This is a genomic window from Yaniella soli (genome assembly GCF_054782375.1).
The window spans coordinates 1-18,293 of the sequence record NZ_BAAGSP010000022.1 but is presented as its reverse complement, the minus strand read 5'-3'; the positions used below and the strand labels follow the sequence as shown (position 1 = coordinate 18,293).

The 18,293-nt window shown below is 57.5% G+C and carries 18 protein-coding genes; 10 read left to right on the top strand and 8 right to left on the bottom strand.

Going from position 1 to position 18,293, the window contains the following annotated elements; all coding sequences use genetic code 11:
* Nucleotides 1-197 precede the first annotated feature (197 nt).
* Nucleotides 198-1,610 carry an adenylosuccinate lyase gene (purB, locus tag ACYVJT_RS11340; RefSeq protein WP_343960133.1) on the top strand — a complete coding sequence of 471 codons (1,413 nt, stop codon included), beginning with the start codon at nt 198-200 and terminating at the stop codon, nt 1,608-1,610.
* A gap of 3 nt (nt 1,611-1,613) precedes the next feature.
* Here purB and ACYVJT_RS11335 read toward each other — a convergent pair whose 3' ends face one another.
* On the bottom strand, nt 1,614-3,254 hold the full coding sequence (locus ACYVJT_RS11335) for a thiamine pyrophosphate-binding protein (RefSeq protein ID WP_343960131.1): 1,641 nt from the start codon (nt 3,252-3,254) through the stop codon (nt 1,614-1,616).
* A 116-nt stretch (nt 3,255-3,370) separates the two neighbouring features.
* Between ACYVJT_RS11335 and ACYVJT_RS11330 the strand changes: the two genes are divergently transcribed.
* Nucleotides 3,371-3,853 carry an Lrp/AsnC family transcriptional regulator gene (locus ACYVJT_RS11330; RefSeq protein ID WP_343960129.1) on the top strand — a complete coding sequence of 161 codons (483 nt, stop codon included), beginning with the start codon at nt 3,371-3,373 and terminating at the stop codon, nt 3,851-3,853.
* Here the strand turns inward: ACYVJT_RS11330 and ACYVJT_RS11325 are convergent, their stop codons facing one another.
* The gene (locus ACYVJT_RS11325) at nt 3,854-4,843 is read right to left on the bottom strand and encodes an AAA family ATPase (protein ID WP_343960127.1); all 990 of its coding nucleotides are present in this window, start codon (nt 4,841-4,843) and stop codon (nt 3,854-3,856) included.
* A gap of 85 nt (nt 4,844-4,928) precedes the next feature.
* On the opposite strand from ACYVJT_RS11325, the gene ACYVJT_RS11320 reads away from it, so the two are divergent.
* Together ACYVJT_RS11320 and ACYVJT_RS11315 are read left to right on the top strand one after the other, a co-directional pair.
* On the top strand, nt 4,929-5,609 hold the full coding sequence (locus ACYVJT_RS11320; protein WP_343960125.1) for a GAP family protein: 681 nt from the start codon (nt 4,929-4,931) through the stop codon (nt 5,607-5,609).
* A 21-nt stretch (nt 5,610-5,630) separates the two neighbouring features.
* Nucleotides 5,631-6,638, top strand: coding sequence for a CPBP family intramembrane glutamic endopeptidase (locus ACYVJT_RS11315; protein WP_343960123.1), 1,008 nt, complete (start codon nt 5,631-5,633; stop codon nt 6,636-6,638).
* A gap of 43 nt (nt 6,639-6,681) precedes the next feature.
* On the opposite strand, the gene ACYVJT_RS11310 is transcribed toward ACYVJT_RS11315, so the two are convergent.
* Both ACYVJT_RS11310 and ACYVJT_RS11305 read right to left on the bottom strand, forming a co-directional pair.
* A complete protein-coding gene (locus ACYVJT_RS11310; protein ID WP_343960121.1) occupies nt 6,682-7,581 on the bottom strand; it encodes an SDR family oxidoreductase in 900 nt (299 codons plus the stop codon).
* A 51-nt stretch (nt 7,582-7,632) separates the two neighbouring features.
* The gene (locus ACYVJT_RS11305) at nt 7,633-8,052 is read right to left on the bottom strand and encodes a ChaB family protein (RefSeq protein WP_343960119.1); all 420 of its coding nucleotides are present in this window, start codon (nt 8,050-8,052) and stop codon (nt 7,633-7,635) included.
* A 362-nt stretch (nt 8,053-8,414) separates the two neighbouring features.
* Between ACYVJT_RS11305 and ACYVJT_RS11300 the strand changes: the two genes are divergently transcribed.
* Entirely contained in the window at nt 8,415-8,573 is a 159-nt protein-coding gene (locus tag ACYVJT_RS11300; RefSeq protein WP_343960116.1) for a hypothetical protein, read from the top strand.
* A gap of 115 nt (nt 8,574-8,688) precedes the next feature.
* Here ACYVJT_RS11300 and ACYVJT_RS11295 read toward each other — a convergent pair whose 3' ends face one another.
* The 3 genes from ACYVJT_RS11295 to rlmN form a co-directional block, all read right to left on the bottom strand.
* Nucleotides 8,689-9,918: an acyl-CoA dehydrogenase family protein gene (locus tag ACYVJT_RS11295; RefSeq protein ID WP_343960114.1), complete on the bottom strand. Its 1,230-nt coding sequence runs from the start codon at nt 9,916-9,918 to the stop codon at nt 8,689-8,691.
* A gap of 102 nt (nt 9,919-10,020) precedes the next feature.
* Nucleotides 10,021-10,221: a hypothetical protein gene (locus ACYVJT_RS11290; RefSeq protein WP_343960112.1), complete on the bottom strand. Its 201-nt coding sequence runs from the start codon at nt 10,219-10,221 to the stop codon at nt 10,021-10,023.
* Nucleotides 10,221-11,402 carry a dual-specificity RNA methyltransferase RlmN gene (rlmN, locus tag ACYVJT_RS11285; RefSeq protein WP_486389588.1) on the bottom strand — a complete coding sequence of 394 codons (1,182 nt, stop codon included), beginning with the start codon at nt 11,400-11,402 and terminating at the stop codon, nt 10,221-10,223. Before rlmN ends, ACYVJT_RS11290 begins: the two co-directional genes overlap by 1 nt.
* Nucleotides 11,403-11,684: 282 nt before the next feature.
* On the opposite strand from rlmN, the gene ACYVJT_RS11280 reads away from it, so the two are divergent.
* The 3 genes from ACYVJT_RS11280 to exaC all read left to right on the top strand — a co-directional run bounded on the left by ACYVJT_RS11280 (nt 11,685) and on the right by exaC (nt 15,000).
* Nucleotides 11,685-12,089, top strand: coding sequence for a DUF779 domain-containing protein (locus ACYVJT_RS11280; protein ID WP_343960108.1), 405 nt, complete (start codon nt 11,685-11,687; stop codon nt 12,087-12,089).
* Nucleotides 12,086-13,372, top strand: a complete 1,287-nt coding sequence (locus ACYVJT_RS11275; protein ID WP_343960106.1) for a GAF domain-containing protein — start codon at nt 12,086-12,088, stop codon at nt 13,370-13,372. The genes ACYVJT_RS11280 and ACYVJT_RS11275 overlap by 4 nt, the downstream gene beginning before the upstream one ends.
* A gap of 104 nt (nt 13,373-13,476) precedes the next feature.
* Nucleotides 13,477-15,000, top strand: a complete 1,524-nt coding sequence (exaC, locus tag ACYVJT_RS11270) for an acetaldehyde dehydrogenase ExaC (protein WP_343960104.1) — start codon at nt 13,477-13,479, stop codon at nt 14,998-15,000.
* Nucleotides 15,001-15,056: 56 nt separating this feature from the next.
* Here exaC and ACYVJT_RS11265 read toward each other — a convergent pair whose 3' ends face one another.
* Nucleotides 15,057-15,242, bottom strand: coding sequence for a hypothetical protein (locus ACYVJT_RS11265; protein WP_343960102.1), 186 nt, complete (start codon nt 15,240-15,242; stop codon nt 15,057-15,059).
* A 158-nt stretch (nt 15,243-15,400) separates the two neighbouring features.
* Between ACYVJT_RS11265 and rraA the strand changes: the two genes are divergently transcribed.
* Both rraA and ACYVJT_RS11255 read left to right on the top strand, forming a co-directional pair.
* Complete coding sequence (gene rraA, locus ACYVJT_RS11260) at nt 15,401-15,898, top strand: ribonuclease E activity regulator RraA (RefSeq protein WP_343960100.1); 498 nt, start codon at nt 15,401-15,403, stop codon at nt 15,896-15,898.
* 93 nt (nt 15,899-15,991) lie between these two features.
* Nucleotides 15,992-17,998 carry an aconitate hydratase gene (locus ACYVJT_RS11255; RefSeq protein ID WP_343960097.1) on the top strand — a complete coding sequence of 669 codons (2,007 nt, stop codon included), beginning with the start codon at nt 15,992-15,994 and terminating at the stop codon, nt 17,996-17,998.
* Nucleotides 17,999-18,293: the final 295 nt, after the last annotated feature.

Genomic DNA, 18,293 nt, shown 5'->3' with positions numbered 1-18,293 from the left:
TTCCTCCTTCGCCGCTCATTGGTTTTCGTGTCGTGGCACCACAGTAGAAACTTCCGCCCGGCCGCAGAGCAACGCAGTGTGCAATTGTGGATAAGCACTATTTCGATGCCAGGTGTGGAAAACCGACCCCGAGTTGAGAACATGTCACGGGTACGACATTGTGGCTGAAGCATCGCGACGGGTGGCAGAATGAGACTATGACTGAGAATTTGCGCGTGCGTTTGGCTGATACTGATATTCCGTTGGGCCCGTTGGATGGCCGCTACCGTGGTTATGTTGCCGATCTGGTAGATCATCTCTCTGAGGCAGCGTTGAACCGCAACCGTGTTCACGTGGAAGTCGAATGGTTCATTCACCTAGCCGACGGCCAGGTCGTACCCGGGTTAGAAAAACTCACGGATGCCCAGCGTGATGGCCTGCGCGCAATCGTCACAGACTTTGATGAAGCATCGGTAACCGAGCTGGCCGAAACCGAAGCGGTGACGGTTCACGACGTCAAAGCCGTCGAGTACTTCATCGCCAACCGTCTCGAAGGTCTCGGACTGGGGCACCTCGGCTCGCTGGTCCACTTTGCGTGTACCTCAGAGGACATCAACAATCTCTCCTATGCACTGGGTGTACGGGATGCGATCAGCGATGTGTGGGTGCCTGCCGCCAAGAAGATGGTCGACGCGATTGCAAACGTAGCCAACTCTGCCGTGGAGACACCCATGTTGTCGCGCACGCATGGTCAGCCAGCCACCCCGACCACCCTGGGCAAGGAAATGGCGGTATTTGTGCACCGTCTCAACCGTCAGCTGCGCCGAATTTCCACGCAGCAATTTATGGGCAAGATCAATGGGGCCACCGGCACGTATGCGGCTCATGTGGCTGCTGTCCCACACGCCAACTGGCCGGTCATCGCTCAAGACTTTGTTGAGGGCCTCGGGCTGACGTTCAATCCGTTGACCACTCAGATTGAAAACCACGACTGGATGTCGGAACTCTACGACGACATCGCGCGGTTTAACCAGATCCTGCACGGCTTTTGTGTCGACGTGTGGAGCTATATTTCGATCGGCTATTTCGCTCAGATCCCAGTGGAGGGTGCAACCGGTTCGTCGACCATGCCGCATAAGGTCAATCCGATTCGCTTCGAAAATGCCGAGGCCAACCTCGAGCTGTCCAACGCGCTGTTGACCTCCCTAGGATCCACACTCATTGAGTCCCGCTGGCAGCGCGACCTCACCGACTCCACGTCGCAGCGCAATATCGGTGTGGCCTTTGGCCACTCGATTCTGGCCCTGAACAACGTGACGCGTGGTATGGCACAGCTCGACGTTGCAGAACCCGCTCTGGCAGCAGATCTCGACACCAACTGGGAAGTGCTGGGCGAAGCGATCCAGACGGTCATGCGGGCCGAGGCGATTGCCGGCACCGAGGGCATGGAAAACCCCTACGAGCGCCTCAAAGACCTAACCCGCGGCAATCGGGTGGATGCTCAACGGATGCGCGAATTTGTCGGCGAGCTCGGCCTGTCCGAAGCTGCCGCACAGCGGCTCAAGGACCTCACGCCCCAGACCTACACTGGACTGGCCGCCGAACTAGCCCGCGAACAATTAGACAAATAAGCGTTACCCGGTAGCTCCGGGGGCTAATGCGGAGTGGGCGAATTCGGTCGACACGTTGATGTTGACCATCGCCACACCGGTGCCGCGCTTCAGCCAGTCACCAAATGCTTCAAGGTCTTCCAACGTATCGACGGTGATACCGGTCGCCCCCATGGCCTCGCCAATCGCGGCGAAATCCATCTGTGGCAGAACCATGGCAGTGGGGTCTGCCCCCACGGCTGCGTACTGGTGAATTTCTGCACCGTAGGCGGCGTCGTTGATAATGATGACGGCCCCGTGGTCGGTGGTTTCAATAAACGTCGCAAGATCGGCCAGTGCCATCTGCCCGCCGCCATCTCCCGAAACACAGACCGTAAATTTCTCGGGGCTACCAATCGAGGCACCGACCGCTGAACCGAAGCCGAGGCCAATGGATTGAAACGCGGTCCCGACACCGACGAATGAGGCTGGATCGGGTAGGTCGACGCGTTCACCGAACCAGGACATGAAGTGTCCACCGTCGACCACGATCTGACGATTCTGGGGCAGGATGGTATTCAGCTGCGCAGCGACATGCCGCGGGTTGAGGCGGTCGTCTGCACCGTAGAACGGTTCTTGGTCCAGCGTATCGATGCCGCACAAGTCCGCTACCTGATCACGGTATGTCGATGGCTGCGGATCGAGGGCCTCCACCGCCTGAAGCAGACGCGGCAACACATCGGTCAGCTCTCCAAAGACCGTGGTGGCCTGCGGCAACGTGAGGTTCCAGGTGGCGTTCAAATCAATACGATATATGTTGTCGGTGCCAAAGAGTGTGCCCTTGCGGGTTTGGAAGTTATTGCTGGTGGCACCCAGGATTAACACCATGTCCGCTGCACGCACGGCCGGCAAACGGTATTCGGGGGTGAACCCGCCGGCAATGCCCAGGCTATGGGGCGAACCGGTCACTTTGGCTGCGGTCAAAGAGTGCATAAAGACCGCGCCGACGGTGTCCCCCAAGATCTTGGCGAGCGAGCCGGTGTCAGAGCGGACGACTCCCCCGCCGGTCAAAATCAGCGGACGCTCAGCGCTCGCCAGCGCCTGGGCCAAAGTGTGTATCTGCTCATCCGAGACTTCCGGACGTGCAATGGGCTCATAGGTTCGGGGAGCTGGCTCGTCGGTCACCGTAGCATCGCTGAGATCGTGCGGGATCATCACGACCACGGGTTCTTGGCCGTCGGAGGCCATATCGAAGGCTCGGTTGGCCACCTCGGCCACGTTCTGCTCGTTGATCGTCAGCACGGGGATGTTCAACCCGAACGTCACGGTCTGCTGGTCAATATCGAAAGGACGACGACCGGTGGTTGGTGCGTCGCCGACAATCACCACCATGGGGATGCGTGCCAACCGAGCTTCAGCGAGACCGGTAGCCATGTTGGTAAACCCGGCCCCGTACGTCGCAGTAGCGACGGCAAGCTTGCCGGTGGCACGGTAGTAGGCATCTGCCGCAGTGACTGCTGCGACCTCGTGACGCATGGAGGTAAAGGGGAATCGGGCCGAGGTCAGCGTTGAGATCAGGTCGACGTTGCCATTGCCGATCAGTCCGAAGACCCGGTCGACTCGCGCGGTGATGACGTCGGCGAGGACGTCGGCAACAGTGACGTGTTGTACCGGTGATTGCACCATGATTACTCTCCTTGACAAGCTATACTGTGACCACCTTCACCCAACAAAGCACTTAGATCAAGTGAATTAAAAAGTCTTGAGCACAATGCTCTACATATCGTGCAAGAAAGTCCAAAATGTCAACATCAAACCAAAAACGTGAACTCGACGCCCTCGACGCGAAGATCCTGCTGGCGCTGATCGAAAAGCCTGACGCGACCATCGTGGCGCTGGCCCAGCAGTTGTCGGTGTCGCGCAATACCGTCCAGGCACGGCTCCAAAAACTTGGCGGGGACACGCTCGAATCGTTTCAGCGTCGAATCTCACCGCGCTCGCTCGGCTATGCGGTCACCGCATTTATGAACGCCTCGATCCGGCAGGGCTATGACAAGGAGACGATGAAGTCGCTGGCTGAGATTCCGGAAGTCATCGAAATTTTTGCCACGACCGGGGATGCTGATTTGCGCATCACCGTGGCTGCCCGCTCGACCGACGACTTACACCGGGTCAACCAGTTGATCCTGGATGTGCCCGGTATTGTACGGACCTCCACGTCGGTCGTGTTACGCGAATTTTTAGGCTACCGCACCCATCAGTTGTTGGAACGGCTGCTGGACTAATTACTCGTCGTCGAGCAGGAATGCACCGCGGTTGGTGAGCGCGTAAATGAGGTCGTCCTGGGTGACGATGGACTCCTTGCGCATTACAACAGCCTTGGCGGCAGATTGCGCGGCGATGGTCAGCTCGGCCTGTGATAAGCCTTCAAAGTACTGTTCGTAAATGTCGACTTCGTTCATGACGGCCTCTGGCGCACGGTCGCCTAGTTCCGAACGAACAATGCGCATCGCTTCATTTGGTGTTGGCAACGAGAAGTTCAGCACGGTGTCGAAGTGGCGAAACATCGAACGATCCAGCACCCCTCGTCGATTGGTAGCGGCGATCGCGATCGACCCCTTCCCCAACACATCAACGAACAGCAAGAACGCCTTGAATACCCGACGAATCATCCCGGATGAGGTGTCATCACCGATCGTATCGAACACATCAAAGAGGTAGACGGCGCGGCGACGGGCCAGACGATCGAAAACTTCGCGCAACGAGGGCACGTCTTCTTCGGCCGAGTACACGTTGAGCAAGTTATCGAGGTAGACGGTCACCAGCGGGAGCCCCATCTCGGAAGCAACGACCTCAGCGGTAGCCGTCTTGCCGGTTCCGGCAGGCCCCTCCATCAGGAGGCGGTGCGCCGGAGTGAATCCGAAATCTCGCAGCAGCGCGGCGTGCTCGTGCTCATCGAGCAGGTGTCGCACGCGTTCGATGAGCTCAAACGATATGGTGAGCTCATCAAAAGTGGAGTCTGGGCGAGACACCTGGATAAATTCTGCGAGGTCCGAATCGACATCGACGCCCAAATCGTCATCATCGACGGTCTGGAGTTCAACGGCTTCGTCTCGTGCAGCTTCAATCGCTTCGCGAATCTCGGAAGCAGCGTTGCGCCGTCCTTCGGTGAGTTCACGGTGTGCAACATCTCGTGCGACCGCATAAAAACCGTCTTCATCGCCAGCAGCGTGATTCGCCACCATAGCAGCTATGTCGTGGCTTAAACCTGACATTGTTGTATCAAATCCTTGGAAAAAATCAATCTGTGCGATACTACCATCAAGTATAGTAAGCGTGCTGACCACGTCGAAAGGTGCCATGACTTTTGCCATCGTTGCAGCCCTTGTCGGTCTCGCTTTTCTCGACGCCTCGACGCTCTCCACACTACTCATTCCGCTGTGGTTGTTGTCCCGTGAAGGTCCATTTCAGCCGCGCAGGCTCGTCACCTACATGATGGTTACCGCAGGGACGTATTTGCTGCTCGGACTCGCGGTGCTCGTATTGGCCAACCAGCTGATCCAACCGTATTTGCAAACGCTGCAGGGACCACTTGCCCAGCGACTGGCTCTCGGGCTCGGTGTCATTGTCATGGGCATGGGTGTCATCGGACTGATTCGAGGGCGGCGCGAAGCACAACCTGGCCCCTCAATGATGACGAGACTCCGCGACCGCGCTCTGGCCTCCAATACCTCCGTGGCCACGTTGGCGCTGTCCGCCATTGTTGTGGAAGCGGCGACTATGTGGCCCTACCTGGTCGGGATCAGTCTCATCGCCGCCAACGGCCCGGGGTTACCGTTTGATATTTTGTGGCTCGGACTGTACAACGTCATCATGATCTTGCCCGCTGCTATCTTGACGTGGGCGCGCGCCAAGTACCCGGGGCAGACTGATCTGCTGCTGACCAAAACCCGCGAAACGATGACATCTACTGGCTCCAACTTCACCGCCTGGCTCGCCATCATCGTCGGCGCATGGATCGTCATCGCTCAGCTGCTCTAGCGGCTCTACTAGACTGACAGCATGCCTTCCGAACCAGCGCCACACGTGCTGCCCAGCTCGCCAACATATCGTGCGGAGATCCCTTGGCGTCAGATCAGCCTGTTCATTGTCATCACGTTTGTTGTCACCTGGCTGGTTGCGCTGCCGCTGTATCTGGCTGACGCCACGACTGTTCAGGCGCTCTATCTGCCACTGTCACTGGTGATGATGGGGGTTCCGGCGCTCGTGGCCTGGCTGATCGTGCGAAGAACACGTCCTAAGGGGCAACGCGCAGCGACACTGGGCTTCAACCGGCACCGGCCTCTTCCGCGATTCTTTGTCTATCTGGGGCTCGCGTTTCTTCTGCCCATGGTGATTGCGTTACTCAGCTTGCCTATTGCGTCAGCCATGGGGCTCTACAACGCTGATTTGACGAACTTCGCTGGTCTGCAACAACTGTTCGCTGATGCCGGTGTGACCGGTATGCCCGTGGAAATCATTTTGGTTAACCAGGTCATCAATGTGGTCCTAGCGGCATGGTTCATCAACTTACTGCCGGCGCTGGGAGAAGAGATCGGTTGGCGCGGTTGGCTCACGCCGCAACTGCTGCCCCTAGGTGTCCTCCCTACAATTGGCATTACCGGCGTGATTTGGGGGCTATGGCACACCCCGCTCATCCTGTTGGGCCATAACTATCCGCATTTGCCAGGATGGCAGGCCGTGGTGTTCATGGTCATGTTCTGTACACTCATCGGGGGCATCCTCGCATGGCTCGCGATCCGCACGAACTCGGTGTGGCCCGCCGCGCTCGGGCATTCCACTATCAATGCCATCGGTGCGCTGCCACTGCTGTTTTCCGCAGAGCCGACCTTTGATTCCGCCCACGTTGGTATTACCGGCACCACCGGGTGGATCGTCGCTGCAGTCATCTTGGTCGTGCTGCTGGCTATCAAATCGTTCAAACCAGCGCCGACACCAACCATCGACCCGGCAACCGCGTGGCCAGATGATTACCAGGCAGAAACACAACACCACCCTGACGCAAAGTAGCCCGAAAATCTTCGCAGATTTCCGGGCTCTTCGACAGCGAGGGTTATGGGGTAGGGATACCCCCGTTGACGTGCAGCGTCTCCCCGACCACGTAACTGGATTCTGGTGACGTCAAAAACACGAACGCGGGTGCGATTTCGGCAGGCTGGCCAGCGCGACCAAGCGGGGTGTTCTGACCGAAGTGCGGTAACTTCTCTTTGGGCTGTCCATCAGAGGGCTGGATCGGCGTCCAAATTGGTCCGGGCGCAACAGCATTGACTCGTATACCTTTCGGCGCCAGCTGTTGGCCCAAGCCCTTGCTGAAGTTATTAATCGCTGCCTTCGTCGACGCATAGTCGACCAAAACTGGGTTGGGGTTATATCCCTGAATCGATGTGCAGTTGACGATAGTCGATCCTGCAGGCAGGTGTTTCAGGGCTGCTTTGGTGATGCGGAACATGGCATGAATATTCGTTTCATAGGTCTCAACCCATTTCTCATCCGACAGCTCTGTGACATCTTCCGAAATCACCTGTTTGCCCGCGTTATTAATCAACGCGTCAAGACCCCCAAGCTCGCGTACTGTATCTTCGACAAGCTGCTCGCAGAAGGCTTTGTCGCGGAGGTCACCCGGCAGGGCAATGGCTTTTTGGCCAGTCTGACGAATCACATCAATAATATGTTGCGCGTCTTCTTCCTCTTCGGGAAGGTAATTCAGAGCAACATCGGCGCCTTCTCGTGCAAACGCGATCGCCACCGCCGCGCCGATTCCTGAATCAGCACCGGTGATGAGCGCCTTACGCCCCTCAAGTCGTCCGGTGCCGCGGTAAGACTCTTCGCCGTGATCGGCCTTCGGGGTGATCTCGGCATCAAACCCTGGTTCGGGTTGATCTTGTTCCGGTGGAGAAATCTGACGGTATCGTGTTACCGGATCTTGGAAAGATAGTTGATCTTGGGTAGTCATTACGCGCACTCCTCTAGTAGCCGTTACGGCTCGTGAATCACTGAATGACGGTTAGGAATTTTTGGACGTCCGTCGTTTACTTTCTTTCTCAAGCGCATCGACCAATTCGTCTTTGGTCATCTTGGAACGCCCCTCGATCTCGAGCTCTTGCGCTTGATCGTAAAGGTGTTCCTTCGTCGCATTGGCATCCACACCACCAGCAGTTTCACGATTCGTGTCCTGTCCGCCCTCACTTTGTTCATCTGACGGACCGGAGGACCCGGATTTTGGTTCCCACTGATCACCCACTTTCTCGTGGGTCTGTTTGAGTGCGTCATACGCTGTGCGGTGTGCGCGTTCTTCATCACCGTATTGATCCATAGCAGAGTCATACGCTTTGGAGAAGGTACGCTGCGCTTTCTCATCCGAACGTTTCAGTGTGTCAGGAAGTTCTGATTTCTTCGCATCGCCTGATGCATTTGTTTTAGGCATGGCACCCGACTCCTTTCGGTAGGCGATCCATGTGCAGTTCACGCTAACACCGCAGATTCCGAACAAAAAGACCTCTGCGACGGCACGGTCGGAACACCGCGAGGAGGACCTCAAGACTTGCGGATCGTTGCCGTGTTCCAAGCGTTGAACAACATTTTCGACCTGGGTTATGACTGGCCGTCGCTCACCATGACCGGCTCGCAGTCCCAAGCAAAATGCGCTTTGCTTCAGCGGAAAGGGTTTGATTTTCATCAGAATTCGAAAACTGCCCCGCGGGGATGAGTTGTGTTCAAACGCGCTGTTGATCTTTTAAGCTGACGGCAACGCACAAAAACTGGTGCGCCATGGAAGGAGTAAAAATTATGTGGCTCTTACTAATCATCGTCGGTATTGTCATGGTCGTCTTCGGGGTCATGGTTGAAGCCGCTCAGCTCCTGATCTGGCTTGGCGTGATCTTAGCGGCCATTTCAGTCATCATGTGGATCGTACGGAACGTCTCCAGAGCTGGAAAAGGCGTCTGACGAAACCGTACCTGCACTTGTTCATCAGTACATAGCCGAATAATTCAATACCATTAGCAACGCTTACACCAAAGGCCACGGAATATTCCGTGGCCTTTGTGCTCTGCGAAAGCGGCTAAGCGAATGCGCCGTACCCGGTAATATCGCGGCCGACCAGCAACGCCTGGACTGACTCGGTGCCTTCATAAGTGTGGATACCTTCAATGTCGGCCATATGTTGGATGACACCATTTTCAATCAGGGTGCCATTGCCGCCGAGCATGTCCCGCGCATCAGCAGCAATACGACGAGCAACACGAGTGTTGTTATACTTCGCTAACGCGGCCTGGGTCGGTTGCAGTGTGCCTGCTGCTTCAAGTTCTGCGATCCGCACCATGTACAACTGCATGGACACCAGTTCTGACAGCATACGGGTCAAGCGTTCTTGCACCATCTGGTGTTGTGCTAAATATTTCCCGAACTGTTTGCGCTGTGTCGAGTACGCGACTGCGGATTCAAAGACAGCGGTCGCGTGGCCGAGAGCAGACCAGGCAACCCCGATACGCGTTGCATACAGCACCTTGGATACATCACGGAAAGACTGGATCCCAGGCAGCACGGCATCTGCTGCAATCTTGACGTCATCATAGAAGATGTCGGCCTGGTCGATGGCGCGCAGGACACCCTTATGAACAATCGGGGTACCTGTGTAACCCTCGGCGTCTTGGGGAACAATAAAGCCCCTGACTTTGCCGTGGTCTTCTGCACCTTCATCATCGACGCGAGCGAACGTGATCGTAATACCGCCGGCGGCACCGTTACCGATCCAACGTTTGGAACCGCGAACAATGTATGAGCCGTCCTCTTGCCGAGTCGCGGTGGTTTCCAGGCCGGTCGAGTCGGACCCATGATCGGGTTCTGTGAGTCCGAAAGCCGCTGGGATCTCAACGTCGGCAATCGGTTTCACGTACTGCGCCTTCTGCTCGTGCGAGCCGAACATGGTGATGCTGCGCAGTGCAAGTCCGCCCTGGACAGCCAAGATTGTCCCCATGGAGCCGTCAATGCGAGACAGTTCCATATTGACCAGGCCAGCCGCCAGCGGAGAAATTTTTTCTACCTCTGGGTGCTCGACACCATCATTGATGAGACCCGCTTCGCCCATCGCGCGGGCGATTTCAAGCGGGTAGTGGTGGTCGTTCCAGGCCTGGCGCATGGTCTCAACGTGGGCTTCGCCGAATTCGCGGGCACGCTGCCAGATCGTACGATCGGCTTCTGGGACGTCGGCAAAGACGTCGTAGTAGTCAATGTCTAGGGCATCGGTGAGGTGATATTCCGGCTGCTGGCTACCAGGGAAGGATGTGGTCATGAGACCTCTTTCAAAGAGACGGACTATTTGAGACGTACTACTCAATCTAGTCGGCTTCATGTCTCAAGAACATTTCATGAACTGCGGGTATCGGGTATTTCGTTAGTCAGCTCGACTGAACATCCACAACCCGATGATTGCCCCGAGGGTTTTCACAGAGCCCAGCCCGATGAGCATCCAATGCTGGGTGGTGACACCGCCGCCCCCTGTGGCAATGCTGATAATCGCTGCACCGGCCAGTAAGAGTCCTACGATCAGGGTGAATACCCAGAGGACTTTGATGCCGGGTGCGTGTTTACGCATTACTCATCTTCGGCTGCGAGCTGTCCGCATGCGCCGTCGATTTCTTTTCCTCGAGTATCGCGCAACGTGGTCGGTACGCCTGCGTCGTTGAGACGGTCAATAAATTCTTGAGTGACGTCTGTTTCAGATGCCGTCCAGACAGAACCTGGTGTGGGGTTGAGCGGAATCGGGTTGACGTGCGCCCAGCCTCGACCGCGAGCGTTGATCTTCTTGGCGAGCAGATCAGCGCGCCAGGCGTGATCATTCATGTCTTTAATCAGTGCGTATTCGATGGACACGCGGCGGCCTGTTTGCACGTAGTAATTATATGCGGCATCTAGCGCCTCATTGGCATCCCATCGGGAGTTGACCGGGATCATTTCGTCACGCAGTTCGTTATCTGGGGCATGCAACGACAGTGCAAAGGTCACGGGGATGCCTTCGGCCGCCAGCTTGTTGATGGCGGGTACCAATCCGACGGTAGAGATCGTGATGTTGCGGGCTGACATGCCGAGACCTTCGGGGGCTTGGTCGACCATGCGGTGGACGGCGTTCATCACGCGACGGTAGTTCGCCAGGGGTTCACCCATACCCATGAACACCACGTTGGAGACCCGCTCGATGTCACGGCCACCCTCGGGGGTGCCGAGTTGACCGTCTGCGATGACACGGTTGGCGGCAATGATCTGGTCCACGATTTCCGCTGTCGACAGGTTCCGGGTCAAGCCGGCCTGTCCGGTCGCACAGAACGGGCAGTTCATACCGCAACCGGCCTGCGATGACACGCACAACGTAATGCGGTTTTGGTACCGCATCAACACGGATTCAACCAGCACGCCATCAAAGAGTTTCCACAGGAATTTGATGGTCTGACGGTCTTCAGTTTCGATTCGGCGCACTTCGGTCAGTAACGGCGGGAAGAACGTTTCGGCCAGCTCGTCGCGTTTGTCAGCCGGCAGATCCGTCATCTGGTCAGGGTCAGTGGTGTAGTGGCTGAAGTAGTGCGTCGACAACTGACGAGCACGAAATGCCGGGAGCCCGAGTTCTTTGACCTTTTCTTCACGCTCGACCATGGTCATATCCGCAAGATGCTGTGCTGGCTGGGTGACGCGTGGCTGCTTGAATTCGAGTTTTGGACGACCCTCGGCATCGGTACGCTGCGTCCAGCCTTCGGTCCGTGGCCGTACCTGCGGGCGCTCCATCCGCGGACGAACGCCGTGCTGGGCAAGGCGGGCACGCTCATCGGCGAGCTGCTCAACCTCGGGATCCAAGAATTGTTTGCGCGGCGGATTGAGCTTCAGACGACCAGCACGGTCAGTCTGAGGCTTCATTGGGCGGGTACCGGGTTCACGAGGAGTATACTTCTGAGCCATTTGTCATATTGTCTCACACGATATCGACATACGATAATGGGGGTATTTTAGTTCTCTGGCCGCGATAGCCTCGTCAGTGCTGCGTATCACATTTAACGGTAGGCTGGTGCCATGACGACGATACTTGCTTCACGCCCAGAAATTCCCGGCGAAGAGTTCTCCCGGGTGGCCATGACCGACGAAACCCTCGAACTACTACAGAAACTCAGAGGCATCCACGGAGACCTAATGTTCCACCTCTCCGGCGGTTGCTGTGACGGCTCCTCGCCGATGTGCTATCCGGTCGATGATTTTCGTACCAGCGCCCAAGACGTCCTGTTAGGCACCTTCGAAATGCCAGCCACCGAGCACCTCCCCGCCTCCGAAATCGGGTTTTGGGTTGGCAAACCACACTTCACCTATATACGCGGTTCGCACATCACCCTGGATGTGGTCGATGGTCGCGGCGCCGGCTTCTCGGTGGAAACACCCGAAGGAAAGCGCTTTCTGATGCGCTCCGCACTGCTGCCGTCATGACCCTGATTGAGCAGCATCCGCACAGTAACCCCGCCGACCAGGCCTACCAGCGGGCCGTGGCCGCGGCCCATCAGAAGCTCACCGACGCCATCGTAGATTCCACACACGTGCGATCAACGGTCACCGAATCCTGGCGGCGGTGCTTACAGCTGCACCACACCCCGCAGACCGTGACTACGCCGGCAACTATTGCGTCGCACACGCTGGCCGACTATCGCAAAACCCACCCCATTGCAGCGGTGCTGCCGATGGTGCAAACCTTGCTCGCTCCGGCGCATGATGTCGGACTGATCACCGCGATTTCCAATACCGCCGGGCACCTTTTGTGGGTCGATGGAGCATCAAGAACGCGAACGCGTGCTGAAGATATCGGGTTTGCTCCGGGGACCGACTGGTCTGAAGCATCAATGGGCACGTCGGCACCGGGCGCGGCACTCTCCACCGGAGCCGTCGCCCAAGTCGCAGGCGCAGAACACTTCAGCCAGAACGTGCACGATTTTTACTGCAGCGCGATTCCTCTGCGACACCCCTCCGGTGGGATCTTGGGCATGCTGGATCTGACGGGCTCAGCGACTGCGGTGACACCACTTGCCCTGGCCATGCTGCGCAACACCGCCAAGGCCATCGAACAGTTCTGGGCCACTCACACCTTTCCGACGGCCGGAGACCATCTCGCACCCGATGCCGTCTCGGCTAGCCCACTGATCGAGGTCGCAACCGGATACGGCGGTCGCCTGGGCGACCTGCGTCTGTCGAATCGTCACGCAGAAATTCTGACCCTGTTGGATTGGCACCACACAGGGTTCAACGCGACACAACTAGCGCACCAGCTCTTCGCCGAGCTGCCACCGGAACATCTACGAGCGCGACTTACCACAGTGCGCGCTGAAATCTCGAGACTGCGCAAATTCCTAGATCACAGCCACTACCCCATCACCCTGCTATCGCAGCCGTATCGTCTCGACGCACACCGAACAACCGATGCTGCCGCAGCCATCGCAGCACTCCACCGCGGAGACCTGACCTCCGCCCTCCAACTTGCCCCGAGCGACGTCCTGCCAGAATCAGAGGCTCCGGGCATCGTAGCAATTCGCCAACACGTGGCCGTCACCCTGCGTGAAGCCGTGCTGGCGGATGCGAACCCCGAACAACTGTGGACCTATTTGGGTCGCAGTCAAGCCGCCGAGGACGTCGAAGCGTGGATGTTGGCACTGAAAATCCTGCCGCCCCACAGTCCGCGCCGAGCGGTGGCAACCGCAACACTGCAGCGCCTCGTGCACTAGGCCCCGCATCAACACTGGGGGTGCAACGTTGATGCAACCCACCCAATCCTAGAGTGATATACACCACTTCAAGAATCGTTTGACACTCTAGGAAGGGCACCACCATGACCGTCTACGCAAATCCGAACACCGACGGCGCGATCGTCGACTTCCAATCTCGCTACGACCACTACATCGGTGGCAACTGGGTGGCCCCTGCCAAGGGCCAGTACTTTGAAAACCCCACCCCGATCACAGGCAAAACATTCTGTGAGGTCGGCCGCGGGACCGCCGAAGACATCGAAGCCGCATTGGACGCAGCACACACCGCAGCGAAAACCTGGGGCAAGTCACCCCCGACCGAACGCGGCGCACTGTTGCTGGCCATAGCGGACCGAATGGAAGCAAACCTCGAGAAAATTGCAGTGGCCGAAGCCTGGGACAACGGCAAAGCAGTCCGCGAGACCCTCAACGCCGATATTCCACTGGCCATTGACCACCTACGGTACTTCGCCGGAGCCATTCGCGCTCAAGAAGGCAGCCTGTCGCAAATCGATGATGACACAGTCGCATATCACTATCACGAACCCCTTGGAGTGGTCGGCCAAATCATCCCGTGGAACTTCCCCATCCTCATGGCAACCTGGAAGATCGCACCGGCACTCGCCGGCGGCAACTGCATCGTGCTGAAACCAGCCGAACAGACCCCCGCGTCCATCATGCTGCTGATGGAACTAGTCGGAGATCTCATCCCACCGGGCGTGCTGAACGTGGTCAACGGGTTCGGGTTGGAAGCCGGCAAGCCCCTCGCATCCTCGCCACGCATCGGCAAGATCGCCTTCACCGGCGAAACCACCACCGGCCGCATGATCATGCAGTACGCCACCGAAAACATCATTCCGGTCTCCCTAGAGCTGGGCGGCAAGTCCCCCAACCTATTCTTCGGTGATGTCATGGACGCCGATGACGGCTACCTGGACAAGGTGCTGGAAGGGTTCACGATGTTTGCTCTGAACCAGGGTGAGGTCTGTACGTGTCCATCTCGGGCGCTGATTCAGGAAAATATCGCCGATGACTTTTATGACCTGGCCATCGAACGCGTCAGGGCAATCAAACAGGGCAACCCGTTGGACACTGACACCATGATGGGCGCGCAAGCGTCCAACGATCAGTTTGAGAAGATCATGTCGTATATGGATATCGGCAAGCAGGGCGGCGCAGAAGTACTCATTGGCGGCGAATCAGTCGATCTCGGTGGTGAACTGTCCGGCGGCTATTACGTCCAGCCAACGGTCCTGCGCGGCACCAATGACATGCGGGTGTTCCAAGAAGAGATCTTCGGACCGGTCGTGGCAACCGCGACTTTCAAGGATTACGACGACGCTCTGTCGATCGCCAATGACACAATGTTTGGTCTGGGCGCCGGCGTCTGGTCGCGCAACGGCAACATCGCTTACCGTGCCGGTCGCGATATTCAGGCTGGACGTGTGTGGGTGAACAACTACCACTCCTACCCCGCACACGCAGCGTTTGGCGGCTACAAGATGTCAGGGTTCGGCCGTGAAACCCACCTGATGCTGCTCGAGGCATACCAGCAGACCAAGAACCTCTTGGTGTCCTACAGCGAACAGCCGCAGGGATTCTTCTAAAACCTCACCTCAAAGAACATGGTCGCCGAGCGTACGGATCGGCGACCATGTCGCGTTTACTCTTCCCGGTCATCTTCGTCGAGCGGCTCAGACATCTGCTGATCCGCCCAGTCCGCTTCACTCACGGAAGTAGCGCGGGAGTCCAGCGGCTCAAACTGCTCGTCGTCGGTATCCGACGAGAGTTCTTCAATCAGTTCTTCTTCGGGAATCTCCAGATTCGGTTCCTTATGATCCGCAACCATAGCGACTCCTTTCGAAACTACCGAGACCGGACAGGTTCGGCACGACCCATTTTATAGAAGTAGGGCCGATGACTATAGGCCTCAGCGACAATCCGATATTAGGGTGGTGCATGTGAGCATGAGGAAGCACAAGAACCTTCCACGAACGAAAGAGCACTATGACCAACCGCGACATCTTCTACACCTCAGATATCTATGACGACTTCGAAGAACAAGTAGCCTCGCTGGATCTCCAGCTGCAGAACCTGGGCGGCCACCGCCAGTTCCACGGACGCATCCGCACCGTGAAATGTCTCCACGACAACGGACTGGTCAAAGCCATCGCCGATGAACCCGGCAATGGGCAGGTCCTGGTCGTCGATGGTGGCGGCAGCCTGCGCACCGCACTCATGGGCGGCAACGTGGCCAAAGCATTTGCTGATAACGGCTGGGCCGGAGTCATCATTCACGGTGCGGTCCGCGATCGACACGAGATTGAAGAACTCCAACTCGGCGTCAAAGCACTCGGCTCGAACCCACGGAAATCTGCCAAAAACAACATCGGTATACGCGATGTTCCGGTGACGATTCACAACGTCGAGTTCATCCCCGGTGCCATGGTGTACGCGGACGAAGACGGCGTCATCGTCGATGCCCGTGATGTTTCGACACAGTAATCACGCCTAGCCAGTCTCCGCCCTCGTGGATAACCTTTAAGGTAGCCGTCCAAAACTGCAGCCGCGGAACGAGGACTAGGAGGGAGACCTACAATGGCACAAAACGTCGCAGAAAAACTGATTCATTCTCATCTGGTGAGTGGTACCCCCGAGGCAAGTCATGAGATCGGGCTATCAATTGATCACACGCTGACCCAGGACGCGACCGGCACGATGGTCATGCTCGAGCTGGAAGCACTGGGACTGGACCGGGTGAAAACCGAATTATCCGTCCAGTACGTCGATCACAACCTGCTCCAGACCGATGAGAAAAACCCCGAAGATCATCATTTCCTACAATCTGCGGCCGAGCGCTATGGGCTGTGGTTTTCAAAACCGGGTAATGGGGTATCCCACCCGGTGCATCAGGCCCGGTTCGGGCGACCTGGAAAAACCATGATCGGCTCCGACTCACATACATGTGCTGCTGGGGCGATCGGCATGCTGGCGATTGGTGTCGGTGGGCTCGAAATTGCTATGGCCATGGCCGGCGACCCGCTCTACGTCCAGATGCCTGAGATCTGGGGCGTGGAGCTGACCGGCAAACTGCCCGACTGGGTGTCCGCCAAGGATGTCATCCTAGAGATGCTTCGCCGCCACGGCGTCAAAGGTGGGTCCGGTCGAATCATCGAATACCACGGTGAAGGCCTGAAACACCTGTCCGCAATGGATCGGCACGTGATCGCGAATATGGGCGCCGAACTCGGCGCGACCACCAGCGTCTTCCCCGCCGATGAGAATGTCCGCGAATTCTTCAACGCCGTGGGCCGCCCGGATGAGTTCACCGAGTTACTCGCAGATGAGGGCGCACAATACGACATTGAAGAACACATCGACCTCTCGACGCTGGAACCGCTGATCGCCAAACCATCATCACCGGGCAATGTGGTGCCGGTGCGTGAAGTCGCCGGTGAGGAAGTCTTCCAGGTCGTCGTCGGCTCATCAGCGAATCCGGGGCTGCGCGATTTCGCGGTCGTCGCCGAGATACTCAAAGGCCGCCAATCCCACGACCAAATCTCCCTGGATATTAATCCCACGTCGCGTGAAATCCTCATGGATCTGACCCAGGGCGGTTGGACGTTCGATTTGATTAGTGCTGGTGCGCGTATCCACCAGTCCGGCTGTATGGGCTGTATCGGCATGGGCCAAGCTCCAGCGGTGGGGCGCAACAGTCTGCGCACCATGCCGCGAAATTTCCCCGGCCGTTCGGGAACCGATGAAGATGCGGTGTGGCTATGTTCTCCAGAAACCGCGGCAGCTGCAGCATTGACCGGCAAAATTACCGATCCGCGCGACCTCGAGATGGACTACCCGACCGTCCAGCTTCCCGGCAAGTACAGCGTCAATACTGACATGCTGATCGCGCCACTTGAGGAATCCGAGGCACGCGAGGTTGAACTCGTCAAGGGCACCAACATTAAATCCCTCCCTGAATTCGACAAGCTACCCGACGACATCGACGTGCCGGTGCTGCTGCGGGTAGGCGATGACATTTCGACCGACGAGATCATGCCCGCTGGCTCTCGTGTTCTGCCGTTCCGCAGTAATATCCCGAAGATCGCCGAGTTTGTGTACATTCAGGTCGACGATACCTACCCCACTCGCGCCGGGGACTTCCCCGGTGGGCACGCGATTGTTGGCGGCGACAACTACGGCCAGGGATCTTCGCGTGAGCACGCCGTGATCGCGCCCCGTCACCTCGGGTTACGGATTGTGATTGCTAAATCCTTCGCGCGGATCCACTGGCAGAACCTGGCAAACTTCGGAGTCCTCCCGTTAGAGTTCGCGCACCCAGGGGATTACGACCGGATTTCACATGACGATGTCCTGCGGTTCAGCGGGCTTCGAGAAGCACTACGCAACGGCAACTCAGTCACCGCAGAGTTGGACGGTGAACCACTCGAATTGCGTCATCGGTTGTCCGATCGACAGGTAGAAATGGTTCTGGCTGGAGGCCGTATCCCACAGCGTGCCGCACAAAACACCGCAGATGAAACAGCGGGAACGACAGCATCTGATCGGCCGCGTGAAGAAATCAAGCCCGCACAGCCCGAAGGTTAATGCGGTAGAGACTGATAAAATTGTGGGGAGTTCGGAGGTTCACATGGCGAAGCCAATCAACATGTCGAGTCTGCAACTGAGGCCGAAGCAACCGATATCATCGGGTTCGCTGATGCGGCACTCGGTGCAGCTGGCCATGAGGTGACTGACCCGTATTTGAAGGACCTCGCCTGGCAATTTGCTCGCGGTGAGATCTCCGGGGGGTGCCTCTATCGTTTTTGTCAAGCGGCTTCTGAGAAGTTTTTTGCAGTAACTGTGGCTGTGGGGTCTTGGTAGAAAGTGCCGTCTCGGAGCA

Bases quoted from the DNA above. Each gene is read 5' to 3' on its own strand.
- purB (WP_343960133.1), top strand. From the start codon at position 198: ATGACTGAGAATTTGCGCGTGCGTTTGGCTGATACTGATATTCCGTTG.
- ACYVJT_RS11335 (WP_343960131.1), bottom strand. From the start codon at position 3,254: ATGGTGCAATCACCGGTACAACACGTCACTGTTGCCGACGTCCTCGCC.
- ACYVJT_RS11330 (WP_343960129.1), top strand. From the start codon at position 3,371: ATGTCAACATCAAACCAAAAACGTGAACTCGACGCCCTCGACGCGAAG.
- ACYVJT_RS11325 (WP_343960127.1), bottom strand. From the start codon at position 4,843: ATGTCAGGTTTAAGCCACGACATAGCTGCTATGGTGGCGAATCACGCT.
- ACYVJT_RS11320 (WP_343960125.1), top strand. From the start codon at position 4,929: ATGACTTTTGCCATCGTTGCAGCCCTTGTCGGTCTCGCTTTTCTCGAC.
- ACYVJT_RS11315 (WP_343960123.1), top strand. From the start codon at position 5,631: ATGCCTTCCGAACCAGCGCCACACGTGCTGCCCAGCTCGCCAACATAT.
- ACYVJT_RS11310 (WP_343960121.1), bottom strand. From the start codon at position 7,581: ATGACTACCCAAGATCAACTATCTTTCCAAGATCCGGTAACACGATAC.
- ACYVJT_RS11305 (WP_343960119.1), bottom strand. From the start codon at position 8,052: ATGCCTAAAACAAATGCATCAGGCGATGCGAAGAAATCAGAACTTCCT.
- ACYVJT_RS11300 (WP_343960116.1), top strand. From the start codon at position 8,415: ATGTGGCTCTTACTAATCATCGTCGGTATTGTCATGGTCGTCTTCGGG.
- ACYVJT_RS11295 (WP_343960114.1), bottom strand. From the start codon at position 9,918: ATGACCACATCCTTCCCTGGTAGCCAGCAGCCGGAATATCACCTCACC.
- ACYVJT_RS11290 (WP_343960112.1), bottom strand. From the start codon at position 10,221: ATGCGTAAACACGCACCCGGCATCAAAGTCCTCTGGGTATTCACCCTG.
- rlmN (WP_486389588.1), bottom strand. From the start codon at position 11,402: ATGGAGCGCCCGCAGGTACGGCCACGGACCGAAGGCTGGACGCAGCGT.
- ACYVJT_RS11280 (WP_343960108.1), top strand. From the start codon at position 11,685: ATGACGACGATACTTGCTTCACGCCCAGAAATTCCCGGCGAAGAGTTC.
- ACYVJT_RS11275 (WP_343960106.1), top strand. From the start codon at position 12,086: ATGACCCTGATTGAGCAGCATCCGCACAGTAACCCCGCCGACCAGGCC.
- exaC (WP_343960104.1), top strand. From the start codon at position 13,477: ATGACCGTCTACGCAAATCCGAACACCGACGGCGCGATCGTCGACTTC.
- ACYVJT_RS11265 (WP_343960102.1), bottom strand. From the start codon at position 15,242: ATGGTTGCGGATCATAAGGAACCGAATCTGGAGATTCCCGAAGAAGAA.
- rraA (WP_343960100.1), top strand. From the start codon at position 15,401: ATGACCAACCGCGACATCTTCTACACCTCAGATATCTATGACGACTTC.
- ACYVJT_RS11255 (WP_343960097.1), top strand. From the start codon at position 15,992: ATGGCACAAAACGTCGCAGAAAAACTGATTCATTCTCATCTGGTGAGT.